Here is a 12,259-nt window from a genome sequence, read left to right on the forward strand (position 1 = left end):
GAGCCGGAGACACTTGATGAGCCACGATCTGACCACGACCGCGGGCAAGATTGCCGACTTCCGCGACCGCCAGGCCCGTGCTGAGCAGCCGTCCGGTCCGGAGGCAATTGACAAGCAGCATGCGCGCGGCAAGAACACGGCCCGCGAGCGCATCGATCTGCTGCTCGATGCCGGCTCCTTTGTGGAATTTGACGCGCTGGCCGTGCACCGCTCCACGGCGTTCGGGATGGACAAGAAAAAGCCGCTTGGCGACGGCCTGGTCTCCGGCTACGGCACTGTCGACGGCCGGCCGGTCGCCGTCTACAGCCAGGACTTCTCCGTGTACGGCGGCTCGTTGAGCCAGGTCAATGGCGAAAAGATCGTTAAGGTCCAGGAATTCGCACTGCGCACCGGTTGCCCCGTCGTCGGCATCCTCGACGGCGGCGGCGCACGGATTCAGGAGGGCGTGGCCTCGCTGGCGATGTTCGCGGACATTTTCCGCAACAACGTCCATGCCTCCGGCGTCGTCCCGCAGATCTCCCTCATCATGGGCCCCTCCGCCGGCGGCGCGGCCTACTCCCCCGCCCTGACGGACTATGTGGTGATGGTGGACAAGACCTCGCACATGTTCATCACCGGCCCGGACGTCATCAAGACGGTCACGGGCGAGGACGTCGATATGGAGACACTCGGCGGCGCCCGCCAGCATAACGCCACCACCGGTACGTCCACGTACCTTGCTTCCGACGAGACCGACGCGATCGAGTTCGTCCGTGAACTGCTGGACTTCCTGCCGTCCAATAACCTCTCCGAGGCCCCCGTGCTGGAGAACGAGCAGGAACTGGACCTGGACGAGGACGATCTCGCCCTCGATGAGCTCATTCCGGACTCGGCCAACCAGCCCTACGACATGCGCAAGGTCGTCGAACAGATCGTGGACGACGCCCACTTCCTGGAAATGCAGTCCCTCTACGCGCCGAACGTGATGATCGGCTACGGCCGGGTCGAGGGCCACACCGTGGGCATCGTCGCCAACCAGCCAATGCAGTTCGCCGGCACCCTTGACATTTCCGCCTCGGAGAAAGCGGCACGCTTCGTCCGGCACTGCGACGCATTCAACATCCCGATCATCACCCTCGTGGATGTGCCCGGATTCCTGCCCGGCAAGGACCAGGAGTTCCAGGGCATTATCCGGCGCGGCGCCAAATTGCTCTATGCCTACGCCGAGGCCACCGTGCCCAAGCTGACCGTGATCACCCGCAAAGCCTACGGCGGGGCCTACATCGTGATGGGCTCCAAGAAGCTCGGTGCAGACCTGAACCTGGCCTGGCCCACCGCGCAGATCGGCGTGATGGGCGCCCAGGGCGCGGTCAACATTCTGTACCGCCGCGAACTCGCCGCGGTCGCGGAGGCAGGCGGCGACGTCGAGGCCAAGCGCGCCGATGTGATCCGCCAGTACGAGGAGGAACTCCTCAACCCGTACCAGGCCGCGCAGCTCGGCTATGTGGACGCCGTCATCGCCCCGTCCGAGACCCGGGCGCAGATCGTCAAGGGGCTGCGTGCACTGCGGGACAAGCGCGCGGCACTGCCCGCGAAGAAGCACGGGAACATCCCGCTGTGACGCCGGCGAACAACACCACCTCCCCGGCCGACGACGCGCCCGCCACAGCAGTGCTGTCCGTCGTCAAGGGGGACCCGACGCCGGAGGAGCTGGCGGCGCTGACCGCCGTCGTGCTGTCCCTGGGACACGGCGGCAGCGGGACCCCGGAAAAGCGCGGAGTCCGGCACTGGATCCGGCGGCAGCAGCTGAGGCTGGCTCCCCGCCCGGGCCCGGATGCCTGGCGCCGCAGCCTCGGCTGAACCCTGTCGCGGCCCGCTCGGCCAGGCGGAACGCCCCTGGCGGTCCTTCCGCCGCGACCCCGCCGGGGCTAGTCTCGTCGGGTGACTATCAACACGACTGCCCCAGACAACACTGCCCCGGCGCGCCCGCACACGGCCATCGACGCTGTCGCCGACGCCTACACGGATACCCTCATCCGGCTCAATCCGAGCTTCGCCACCGAACTCGGACTGCCGGGCCACGAGACTGAGTATCCGGACTTCTCCCCCGCCGGCCTCGCAGGATTCGCGGACGCTGCGCGCGGGGCACTGGCCGCGCTTGAGGGACTGGAACCCGCGGACGACGTCGACGCGGTCACCCTCGATGCCATGCACGAGCGGCTGGGCCTGCAGCTGGAGTTCCAGGCCTCGGGCTGGGACGCCGCCGAACTGAACAACATCGAGTCGCCCGCTCAGCAGATCCGCGCCATTTTTGACCTCATGCCGACCGATACCGCAAAGCACTGGGAGCACATTGCCGGCCGCGCACACCATGTGGCGGGCGCGATCGACGGCTACATCGAATCGCTGCGCACGGCCAGGGAAGACGGCAAGGTCTCCGCCGCCCGCCAGGTCAGGATTGTGATCGAGCAGGCCACCAAACATGCCGCCGCGGACGGGTACTTCGCGAAACTCGCCGCGGATGCCAGGACCGGCACGGGGGCATTGCCCGCCCCGGTACAGTCCGCGCTCGACGCCGGCACGGCCGACGCGCGCGTGGCGTACTCCCGGCTGGCCGGTTTCCTTGAGACCGAGTTGCTGCCCGCAGCCCCGGCGCGGGACGCGGTGGGCCGGGAACGCTATGCCCTCGCGTCCCGTGCCTTCCTGGGCGCCACCGTGGACCTGGAAGAGACCTATGCCTGGGGCGTGGAGGAACTTGACCGCATCATCGCCGAACAGGAAATGGTCGCCGCCCAGATCCGACCCGGCGCCACGGTGGAGGAAGCCAAGGAAATCCTCAACCAGGATCCCGCGCGGCAGCTCCAGGGCACTGCCGCCCTGCAGGCCTGGATGCAGGGGCTCTCGGACAAGGCGGTGGCCGAACTGGCCGGCGTCCACTTCGAGATCCCGGACGTGATGAAAACCCTCGAATGCCGGATCGCCCCCACGGACGAAGGCGGTATCTGGTACACCGGGCCGTCAGAGGACTTCAGCAGGCCCGGCCGGATGTGGTGGTCCGTTCCAGCCGGCGAGGATACCTTCACCACGTGGGCCGAGACCACCACAGTGTTCCATGAAGGCGTTCCAGGCCATCACCTGCAGGTCGCCACGGCGACCTACCGCCGCGAGCTGCTCAACAAATGGCGCCGCAGTGTCTGTTGGACCTCCGGCCACGGTGAAGGCTGGGCGCTCTACGCCGAGAAGCTTATGCAGGAGCTGGGATACCTGAAGGATCCGGGCGATCACATGGGCATGCTGGACATGCAGCGGATGCGCGCGGCCCGCGTGGTGTTCGACATCGGCGTCCACCTGGAGCTTGCGGTTCCGGAGCGCTGGGGCTCGGGCGACTGGACGCCGGACAAGGGCTACGGTTTCCTGCAGCAGAATCTCGCCATCAGCGAAGGGCAGCTGAAGTTCGAGTTTGCCCGTTACCTGGGCTGGCCCGGCCAGGCGCCGTCGTACAAGGTGGGTCAGCGTCTCTGGGAGCAAATCCGGGCTGAGCTCGCCGCCCGCCCCGGCTTCGAGCTCAAGGAGTTCCACACCAGGGCCCTGAACATCGGTTCCGTGGGGCTGGACACGCTCAAGCGCGCGCTGCTGGGGTAGGTGCCTGACCGCTCCCGGCCCGAAGGCCGGGCATCCGGCAGCGTGCGTCTAAGCGAGGAACGAGCGAGCACGCATAGGATGTCCGGCCTTCGGGCCGGCCGCACGAGACAATCGCCACACCGGGGGCTGGAATAACTTCACAAACGGGTAGTCTTCCGGCGGATTTGCCGGGATTAGCCGGCCGGTACGAACAAGATGCCCCGTAACATTACTCAACATCCGTTCGTCATGCTAGGAACTCCGGCTCTAGCGTGTTCCGGTGAGCACTCAGACAAGCACCCCCACCTCCGCAGGAACGCCCGGTTTCCAGCTGCCCAAATGGGCCGGCTCGTTCGGTTTCCAGATCATTGCCGCCCTGATCGTCGGCCTCGGCCTTGGCTTGCTGGCCAAGTACACCGGCAGCACCAAGGCCGAGCCCAATGCCCTCGGCGCCACGTTGCAGACCATCGGCTCTAGCTACGTCTCGCTGCTGCAGACCGCCGTGGTCCCGCTGATCTTCACCGCCGTCGTCAGTTCCATCTCCAACCTGCGTGCCGTCTCCAATGCCGCGCGGCTGGCCTGGAACACCCTGCTCTGGTTCGCAATCACGTCCCTGATCGCGGTGCTGATCGGCATCGGCCTGGGCGTCCTCCTGCAGCCCGGCGCCAACACCGGCATCCCGCAGGAGACCCAGTACGCCGGCAAATCCGGCAGCTGGTGGGCCTTCCTGACCGGCCTGTTCCCGAAGAACTTCCTGGGCCTGGGCGCCAGCACCAGCGTCACGGACGGCGTTGCCACCACCGCGGTGAGCTTCAATGTGCTCCAGATCCTCGTAATTGCGATAGCCGTCGGCATCGCCGCGCTCAAGGTGGGCAAGGCCGCCGAGCCGTTCCTGACCCTCAATGCTTCCGCTCTCGCCGTCATCCAGAAAGTGCTCTGGTGGATCATCCGGATTGCCCCGCTGGGCACCGTTGGCCTGATCGGCAACGCCGTGGCCATTTACGGCTGGGACACCATCGGTTCCCTCGGCAAGTTCACGGTGGCGATCTACACGGGCCTGGCACTCGTACTGTTTGTGGTCTACCCGGTCCTGATCCGCAGCCACGGCCTGTCCGTCCGGCAGTACTTCTCCGGCGTCTGGCCGGCCGTGCAGCTGGCGTTCGTATCCCGCTCCTCGGTGGGGACCCTGCCGCTGACGCAGCGCGTGACCGAACGCAGCCTCGGCGTCCCCCGCGCGTACGCGTCGTTCGCCGTGCCGCTGGGCGCGACCACTAAGATGGACGGCTGCGCCGCAATCTACCCGGCGGTCTCCGCGATCTTCGTCGCCCAGTTCTTTGGCATCCAGCTGGACGTCACCCAGTACGTCCTCATCGCGCTCGTCTCCGTGCTGGGATCCGCCGCAACGGCCGGCACGACGGGAGCCGTCGTGATGCTGACTCTGACGCTCTCCACCCTGGGGCTGCCGCTGGCCGGTGTCGGGCTGCTGCTGGCCATCGACCCGATCCTCGACATGGGCCGCACCGCCGTCAACGTCGCCGGGCAGGCGCTCGTTCCGACCATCGTGGCCAAACGCCAGGGCATCCTGGACGAGTCGTTGTATAACGCGCCGCGCACGGGCGATCCGTTCACCGACGACTCCGGTGAGACGGCCGCCGATGCGACAGCCGCCGATTCCGCCGGCAGCCCGCCGACCGCCCCTGACGCGACCCGTGCGCCGGCCGTCGACGCCCGCGAACTGGCTGACGCGAAGGCCTGACCCTCCGCAGTCCAGTCCCGTGCTAACGACGGATTCCCCCGGTACACCCGGGGGAATCCGTCGTTGACACGGCCGCATTGGGCGCCGCTGCTGCGGGTGCGGACTGCTTAGCGGCCGCCTCCGCCGATCACGCCCTGTTCGACGGCCTTGGTCACGGCATCAGCCTCGGCCTGCGTGAGCTTGCCATCGGTGACCGCGGTATCCAGCCTGGTCTTGAGTGCCGTGGCACGCTCCGACCGCTCCTCCGTTCGAAGCTCTTCGAGTGCCGCGGTGACCTTCGACTCATCGATCCCGAGCGTCCCGGCCACTGACTTGGCCATCGCGGACTCCATGGCGGTCCGGTCCGGCCTGGTGCCATCCGCCGGCGGGGTGGCCGGTTTGTTGGCGTCCCGGAACGCCTTCAACGCATCCGTAACCTTGCTTTCCTCGACTCCGAGCTTGGTCGCCAGTTCCGCGGCGCGTTCGCCGCCCTGCATTCCGCCGCGTCCGTGGCCGACGTGCTTGCCTTGGCCCCCGTCGGCAGCGGCGCCGTCAGAGCCGTCAACCGACGCAGTTGAACTCGGGCTCGGGGCGGTGGCCGCGGAGGCCATCGAGCTAACGCCGAGTCCGGCGCCAAGGGCCAGCGCCCCGGCTGCAATGCCGAGCGTGAGTCTCTTCGTATGTGACATGTTTTTCTCCTCTTTCGTCCGCGTGGATGCGACTGCTGGTGGTGATGTCTCGTTCCAAGACGTAACTCCAGTCTGCGGAGGCGGGTTCTGCGTGAGCTGTTCGGAACCTTTCATTGTGCTGTGAATGCTGTCCGGCCCCGGGCCGCGCTGAACCGGTAGGCTTCGGGCATGCTGATCGTCACTTCGGACAACATCCCCGGCCACCGGATAGACGCCGTCTTCGGCGAAGTCATGGGCCTGACCGTCCGCGCCCGGCACATCGCCGCCCAGGTGATGGCAGGGTTCCGGTCCATCGGCGGCGGGGAACTGCCGGAGATGACCCGGGCCTTGTACGAAAGCCGGCAGCAGGTCATGGCCCGGATGGTCACCGAGGCGGAACAGCGCGGTGCTAACGCCATTGTTGCCATGCGGTTCGACACCTCGGAGCTCGGACCGAACTGGACCGAGGTCTGTGCCTACGGGACGGCCGTTTTCGCCATCCCGCTCGCCGCCGGTGAACCGGGCGCCACCGGCCAGTCCATCCGGCTCAGGGAGTCCGGCCAGGACCAGCCCCACTAAGCTTGCGCATAGTGCAAAGATGCACATAGTGTAACTTCATGCCGTTATCGATCTCCGACCCTGCGGAGCCTGTGCTCTCGCGCCGCGAACTCAATAAGGCAGCGACCCGCCAGGCCATCACCGACGCGGCGCTCAGCCTGCTGCGCAGCAGCGGCCCCGGCAATTTCACTGTCGAGGACATCGCCGACGCCGCCGGGATCTCCCGGCGGACGTTCTTCAACTACTTCAGCAGCACAGAGGCAGCCATAGCCTCGATAACGTTCGGCTTCCTGGACACGGCCCTCCGGCAGTTCCGGCGCCGGCCCGCCGGCGAACCCATCATGGAATCGGCCCGGGCAGCGCTGGTGGAACTCGCCGACCCGATGACCGTCGCGCCCATGGCCGAGCTCCACAGCCTGGGCCAGGCCAATCCACAGCTCAGCCGCTCCGAACTGGAAGCCTGGGACCACTGCACCGAGCAGATTATCGAAGCCGCCCGCGAGCGCGTGCCGGGCGGCTCAGGCGCCGACGAACTGTATCTCCGTGCGCTGGCCGGGTCCGTGATTTCCTGCGGCAAAGCCGCCATGGACGTCTGGTTCGCCAGGTGCGGCGGCGACCTTAGCCCCGCGTCCCTCACCACCCTCCGGCAGCTCCTCATCGATGCCATGACCCTGCTGGGCTCCGGCTTCGCCGGCCCGCAGCCCCGCACAACCGGCCCAACATCCGTACCTTCTGCCGCCGCTTCCACCCCGTCCCCAGATCGGAACTGACATGGCACTTTTGCTCTACCGGCTCGGCAAGTACTCCTACCGGCACCGCTGGCTCGTCATCTCCCTCTGGCTTGCCGTGATGGTGGCTGTCGGCGGAGCCGCTGCGGCCTTCCACGGCACCATGTCCAATAACTTCCAGATCCCTGGCACCGAAACCCAGCAGGTCGCGGACAAGCTCAAAAAGGAGCTCCCCGCCGCCTCCGGCGGATCGGCCGGGATCGTCTTCGAAGCCGGCGACGGGCCGTTCAGCCAGGCGGCGAAGGACGCGGTTTCCGCGGCCCTGACCAGGCTGGAGACCCTCCCCGATGTCCAGTCCACGGTGGATCCCTTCGCGACGCAGGCCCAACTGGAACAGGCCGCCGCAGAGCTCGCCGCCGGCGAACAGCAGGCCGCCGGCGGCAGGAAACAGCTGGAGCAGTCCGCCGCCGAACTCGCCGCCGGCAAAGCCCAGATCGCGGCCGCGGAACAGCAAATGGCCGCCGCCGGTATGCCGCCCGCCGCCATCGAGGCCCAATTGGGCCAGCAAAAGGCCGCGCTGGCCGCCGGACAGGAACAGCTCGACGCCGGCACCAAGGACCTCGACGCCGGCGCGGCGCAGCTCGCCCTCGTCCAGCGCCAGCTCGACGCGTCCCAAGGCCTGCGGCTCGTCTCCGAAGATGGCACCGCCGCGATAGCCCAGGTCCAGTTCAAGACCTCCATCAACGGCCTCGCCCCCGAGGTCCGCCAACAGGTCCAGGACATCGCCGGGGAAGTTTCCGCGGCCGGCGTGACCGCCTATGCCAGCAAGGAAATCACCGAGGATATCTCCGAGCTGTTCGGCATCTCCGAAATCCTCGGCATCGCCATCGCCGCCCTGGTCCTGATCGTAATGCTCGGCACCCTGATCGCGGCCGGCCTGCCCCTGCTGATGGCCCTCGTCGGCGTGGCGGTGGGCGTCGGCGGCACCTTCGCGCTCAGCGGCGCCGTGGACATGAGTTCCATCTCCCCGATGCTCGCCCTGATGCTGGGCCTCGCCGTCGGGATCGACTATTCACTCTTCATCGTCAACCGCCACCGCGGCCAGGTCCTGGCGGGCATGGACCCGGAGGAATCCGTCGCCCTCGCTACGGGAACCTCCGGCAACGCCGTCCTCTTCGCCGGCTTGACCGTCATCATTGCCCTCGCCGCACTGGTCATCCCCGGACTGCCCTTCCTGGCCGTGATGGGCCTCTCCGCCGCCGCTACGGTGGCGGTCGCCGTCGTCGTCGCCCTGACTTTGACCCCCGCGGTCCTGTCAGTCATCGGATCAAAACTCATCTCGAAGCGGGCGTGGGCGAAGGCTGCGAAGCACAATGCCCAGCCCGGCCACGAGAGCGAAGACCGGGCCAGGGACGAACGCCGCAGCAGCCACGGCTGGGGCGGACTCGTCACCCGGCACCCGGTCGTGGCGCTGCTGGCGGGCGTGGCACTGCTGGGCATCATCGCCCTGCCGGCCGGCCAGTTGCGGCTCGCACTGCCCGACGGCGGCTCCGAGCCGGTCGATTCGCAGGCCTACAAGTCCTACGAAGTCACCGCCCGCAGCTTCGGTGAAGGCACCACGGGCCCGATCGTCGTCGTCGGGGACCTCCCCGCCGGGCTGACCGAGGCTGAGGCCCAGGCCAAGCAGTTGGACGTCGCCGATGCCCTGCGCAGCGTGGACAACGTCAGCGCAGCCGTCCCGGTCGCCCTCAGCACGGACCGCCGCACAGCGGTCTTCCAGGTCATCCCGGCGGAAGGCCCGGCCAGCGCCAGCACCGTCCAGGTGGTCTCCGATTTGCGTGGCAACAAGACCGAGATCGCGGATGCCACGGGGGTCAGCATCGGACTCACCGGCCAGACCGCCGGGAACGTGGACGTCTCGGCCAAGCTCGGCGACGCCCTTCCCCCGTACCTGGCGATCGTCGTCGGGCTCTCGCTGATCCTGTTGCTGCTGGTCTTCCGCTCGATCGTTGTACCGCTGCTGGCCACCGGCGGATTCCTGCTCTCCCTTGCCGCCGCCTTCGGCGCCGTCGTCGCTGTGTACCAGTGGGGCTGGCTCGGCGCCGTCTTCGATGTCCCGAATCCGGGTGCTGTGCTCAGCTTCCTGCCCATCATCCTGATCGGGGTGCTGTTCGGCCTGGCCATGGACTACCAGGTCTTCATCGCCTCCGGCATGCGGGAGTCCTACATGCACGGCGAGTCGGCCAAGCACGCGGTCCGCTCCGGCTTCAGCCACGCCGCGGCCGTGGTCGCCGCGGCCGCGATCATTATGGTCAGCGTGTTCGCCGGCTTCATCTTCTCGCACCTGACCATGGTCCGGCCGCTCGGGTTCGCGATGGCCTTCGGGGTGCTGGTGGATGCCTTTGTGGTCCGGATGACGATCGTCCCGGCCGTGATGTACTTGCTCGGCGAGAAGGCCTGGTGGCTGCCGCGCTGGCTTGACCGCATCCTGCCGGATGTGGACGTCGAGGGTGCGAAGCTCCGCACGACGGGCGCCGGCAGCGATGCGGCTAACGTGGAGCCGGTCGAGGCTGCGGCCCGGTAGCAGCATTTCGTCCGCCAAAGCCGCCCCTGATCCTTGCGAAGGGCGGGCGGCTTTGGTGAGCAGCACCGGGTCGGCGGTGGGCATTGGCGGGGCCACGCACACGGAGGGGCAGGAAGTGTCTTTCGGTTTGAAGTGAGAGGTGCCGGCGGACGCGGAGAGGACTTTGGCGTCGAGGCCCGCACAGGGTCCCAGTGGCAGACCCGTCGAAGGCCCGGGTTCTCCGCCGCAGCACAGCCCGCTGGTCGGACCGGCAGCTTATCCTCTTTGCGGTAGCGCACTTGCCCCAACGCGAAAAACCGGTAGTTTCAAGGAGCCGACAGACTGACGAAGTACTCTTGCTGGACCGGCACACGGCCCAGCTTCTGGGCCGTGTGCAGCGAGGGCAAGTTCCCAGCGTGGATGTGGCCCCAAACGATGTCCGCCCCCGAGCGTTGACGGGCCAGGAACGTGGACTGGATCGCCGGAGCCAGGCCCTTGCCACGCAGACGTTCCGCCAGGAACATGTCCAGCATGCAGACCGCACGTCGGCCAAAGAGCGGTGCGATAGTCGCGGCGGCCAATCCCGCAAAGCCTTGATTGTCGCGCAGCGACATCAGCAGGCCCTGGTCCGCGGCTTCCTGGAGCCCCTTTTGGTCGGACTCCGAAACAAACGAGGCCAGCTCTGGGGTGTCGGACCGCCACGACTGATGTTCGTGCTGGTACCCGGCAAACACTTCAGTCGCTGCTTCCGGCCATGACGTCGTCAGAGTCCCGGTCAGCTCCCGCTCGTCAGCTCTCGCCGCTACGTCCATGCGTCCGGCCACGAGGGTTGCCCAGCGTTCGGCGGAGACGATGTCGAGGCCGGGTTGCTCCCAGAATGTGAAGCCACGCACCCCAACGCCGCAGTAGGCGTCCGTCACTCGGGCGGCCAGCGCATCAACTGCCTCGGCGTTGAACCCGGCAGGAAGGTACTCCAGTGGCGGGGCAGCGAATGCGGCGAGTTGGTGGTCCGGCAGCCCAAAAGGATTCATGGAAACCAAAGCTATCGTGTGGGCCCGCGGCCTGAGTCGTACGGAACTATCCGCCACCCGTTGGTTAGCTCGGCCCGCTCGTTCACCGGCGGGGAAGGCGACCCCGCTGTCTGCCTGGACCAGAGTTCTGTCCGTCATGACGAGCTCGATTTCGATCCCGCTGATCCCGCCGGGCCGCCCGGTAGTTCGTTCGGTCAGTGCATCGGCCATAAGCTGCCCGCGGCTCCTCGCATCGCCGGCGGGGCGGGCGGCGTCCGCGTGGCGGCGCGTCCGGTGACGGACCGCGGATCCCGCCGATAGGCGGCCGCCCTCGTCGCGGCGATGATGGCCCGGTCACCGGCGTTGCGCAAGGCGCCTGTGTCGGCTGCGAGCTCCTCGTCCACAGCGGCCCCGGTCCGCAGTTGCGAGGCGCGTCGTTTCCCGCATCAAGAGCGCGGCGCGCCATTCGTTGAGCTGGCCGGTATCCAGCGCCGGCCGGGGCCGGGAGGCGGCCACGATCCGGAGCAGGTCCGCGAGCGACATGCCTGCCAATTGAACCACTTCGGACTTCTGATTGCCGTCCATGGAAAAGCCTCCTGAGCACCTCTGACTTCTATTGCCGAGCCATCTGCCGCTACGAGACGGTGAACTAGGCTGGTGCGGTGACCCGCCTTATTCTTGCCTCCCAGTCCCCCGCCCGCACCAAGCTGCTGACCGACGCCGGCATCGCCCACGAGATCCTGGTCTCGGACGTGGATGAGGACGCCGTCCAGGCCCGCTACGGGGTGACCGACCCGCACGACACCGCCCTGCTGCTGGCCCGCGCCAAGGCCGAGGCCGTCGCCTCGCTGCCGGAGGCGGACGGAGCCCTGGTGATCGGCTGTGATTCGGTCTTCGAGTTCGACGGCGAGGCGCATGGCAAGCCGTACACGGCCGACGTCGCCCGGGAACGGATGCTGCGGATGAGCGGCAGCAAGGGGGTCCTGCACACGGGCCACTGGTTGATCGATTGCCGGGACACCGACAGGGACCCGGCCGGCGGGGCCGCCGGGTCCGGCGCGACGCTGGGGTCCGTCACCTCCGCCGAGGTGCATTTCACCGAGATGACGGAGGCGGAGATCGACGCCTACATCGCCACCGGCGAGCCGTTGCACTGCGCGGGCTCCTTTACCATCGACGGCTTCGGCGGGGCCTTCATCCACAAGGTCGACGGCGACCCCCACACCGTCGTCGGGCTCTCCATTTCAACCCTCCGCGGGCTGCTGAACCACGCCCACGTCGGCATCACCGAACTCTGGGACACCGGGACGGCCGTTCCCGCCGAATAGCGGACCTTATGGGGCTATTTCGGGGCCCGTTGTAGCAACCCTACAAAGGCTGTGCCGTTTACCCGCGGA

The 12,259-nt window shown here is 67.6% G+C and carries 10 protein-coding genes and 2 pseudogenes; 8 read left to right on the top strand and 4 right to left on the bottom strand.

The annotated features are described in order from the left end of the window. Window positions 1-16: 16 nt before the first annotated feature. The 4 genes from KY499_RS06350 to KY499_RS06365 all read left to right on the top strand — a co-directional run bounded on the left by KY499_RS06350 (window position 17) and on the right by KY499_RS06365 (window position 5,356). Complete coding sequence (locus tag KY499_RS06350) at window positions 17-1,600, top strand: acyl-CoA carboxylase subunit beta (protein WP_219886541.1); 1,584 nt, start codon at window positions 17-19, stop codon at window positions 1,598-1,600. Further along, a complete protein-coding gene (locus tag KY499_RS06355; RefSeq protein ID WP_219886543.1) occupies window positions 1,597-1,839 on the top strand; it encodes an acyl-CoA carboxylase subunit epsilon in 243 nt (80 codons plus the stop codon). The genes KY499_RS06350 and KY499_RS06355 overlap by 4 nt, the downstream gene beginning before the upstream one ends. 81 nt (window positions 1,840-1,920) lie before the next feature. Beyond that, window positions 1,921-3,621, top strand: coding sequence for a DUF885 domain-containing protein (locus KY499_RS06360; protein ID WP_258190992.1), 1,701 nt, complete (start codon window positions 1,921-1,923; stop codon window positions 3,619-3,621). Window positions 3,622-3,880: 259 nt separating this feature from the next. After that, complete coding sequence (locus KY499_RS06365) at window positions 3,881-5,356, top strand: dicarboxylate/amino acid:cation symporter (RefSeq protein WP_123254593.1); 1,476 nt, start codon at window positions 3,881-3,883, stop codon at window positions 5,354-5,356. Between the two features lie 107 nt (window positions 5,357-5,463). On the opposite strand, the gene KY499_RS06370 is transcribed toward KY499_RS06365, so the two are convergent. Beyond that, on the bottom strand, window positions 5,464-6,024 hold the full coding sequence (locus KY499_RS06370; RefSeq protein ID WP_219886545.1) for a hypothetical protein: 561 nt from the start codon (window positions 6,022-6,024) through the stop codon (window positions 5,464-5,466). Window positions 6,025-6,192: 168 nt separating this feature from the next. On the opposite strand from KY499_RS06370, the gene KY499_RS06375 reads away from it, so the two are divergent. The 3 genes from KY499_RS06375 to KY499_RS06385 are packed head-to-tail and all read left to right on the top strand — an operon-like array spanning window position 6,193 to window position 9,873. Beyond that, complete coding sequence (locus KY499_RS06375; RefSeq protein WP_123254595.1) at window positions 6,193-6,582, top strand: YbjQ family protein; 390 nt, start codon at window positions 6,193-6,195, stop codon at window positions 6,580-6,582. A gap of 38 nt (window positions 6,583-6,620) precedes the next feature. Further along, window positions 6,621-7,331 (top strand): TetR/AcrR family transcriptional regulator, encoded by a 711-nt coding sequence (locus KY499_RS06380; RefSeq protein WP_183164435.1) that lies wholly within the window; start codon window positions 6,621-6,623, stop codon window positions 7,329-7,331. A gap of 1 nt (window position 7,332) precedes the next feature. Then, window positions 7,333-9,873 (top strand): MMPL family transporter, encoded by a 2,541-nt coding sequence (locus KY499_RS06385; RefSeq protein WP_219886548.1) that lies wholly within the window; start codon window positions 7,333-7,335, stop codon window positions 9,871-9,873. Between the two features lie 45 nt (window positions 9,874-9,918). Here KY499_RS06385 and KY499_RS18090 read toward each other — a convergent pair. From KY499_RS18090 to KY499_RS06395, 3 genes and pseudogenes are all read right to left on the bottom strand, one after another. Continuing rightward, window positions 9,919-10,050 (bottom strand): annotated as a pseudogene (locus tag KY499_RS18090) (DNA polymerase V subunit UmuC); the annotation flags it as partial. 128 nt (window positions 10,051-10,178) lie between these two features. Beyond that, window positions 10,179-10,883, bottom strand: a complete 705-nt coding sequence (locus KY499_RS06390; protein ID WP_219887069.1) for a GNAT family N-acetyltransferase — start codon at window positions 10,881-10,883, stop codon at window positions 10,179-10,181. A 105-nt stretch (window positions 10,884-10,988) separates the two neighbouring features. Next, a pseudogene (locus KY499_RS06395) lies at window positions 10,989-11,408 on the bottom strand (HNH endonuclease); the annotation flags it as partial. A gap of 116 nt (window positions 11,409-11,524) precedes the next feature. On the opposite strand from KY499_RS06395, the gene KY499_RS06400 reads away from it, so the two are divergent. After that, a complete protein-coding gene (locus KY499_RS06400; RefSeq protein WP_123254597.1) occupies window positions 11,525-12,190 on the top strand; it encodes a nucleoside triphosphate pyrophosphatase in 666 nt (221 codons plus the stop codon). The last annotated feature ends 69 nt before the right edge of the window (window positions 12,191-12,259 follow it).

The organism is Arthrobacter sp. PAMC25284, assembly GCF_019443425.1.
GTDB lineage: Bacteria > Actinomycetota > Actinomycetes > Actinomycetales > Micrococcaceae > Arthrobacter > Arthrobacter oryzae_A.

Bases quoted from the DNA above. Each gene is read 5' to 3' on its own strand.
- KY499_RS06350 (WP_219886541.1), top strand. From the start codon at position 17: ATGAGCCACGATCTGACCACGACCGCGGGCAAGATTGCCGACTTCCGC.
- KY499_RS06370 (WP_219886545.1), bottom strand. From the start codon at position 6,024: ATGTCACATACGAAGAGACTCACGCTCGGCATTGCAGCCGGGGCGCTG.
- KY499_RS06375 (WP_123254595.1), top strand. From the start codon at position 6,193: ATGCTGATCGTCACTTCGGACAACATCCCCGGCCACCGGATAGACGCC.
- KY499_RS06380 (WP_183164435.1), top strand. From the start codon at position 6,621: ATGCCGTTATCGATCTCCGACCCTGCGGAGCCTGTGCTCTCGCGCCGC.
- KY499_RS06385 (WP_219886548.1), top strand. From the start codon at position 7,333: ATGGCACTTTTGCTCTACCGGCTCGGCAAGTACTCCTACCGGCACCGC.
- KY499_RS06390 (WP_219887069.1), bottom strand. From the start codon at position 10,883: ATGAATCCTTTTGGGCTGCCGGACCACCAACTCGCCGCATTCGCTGCC.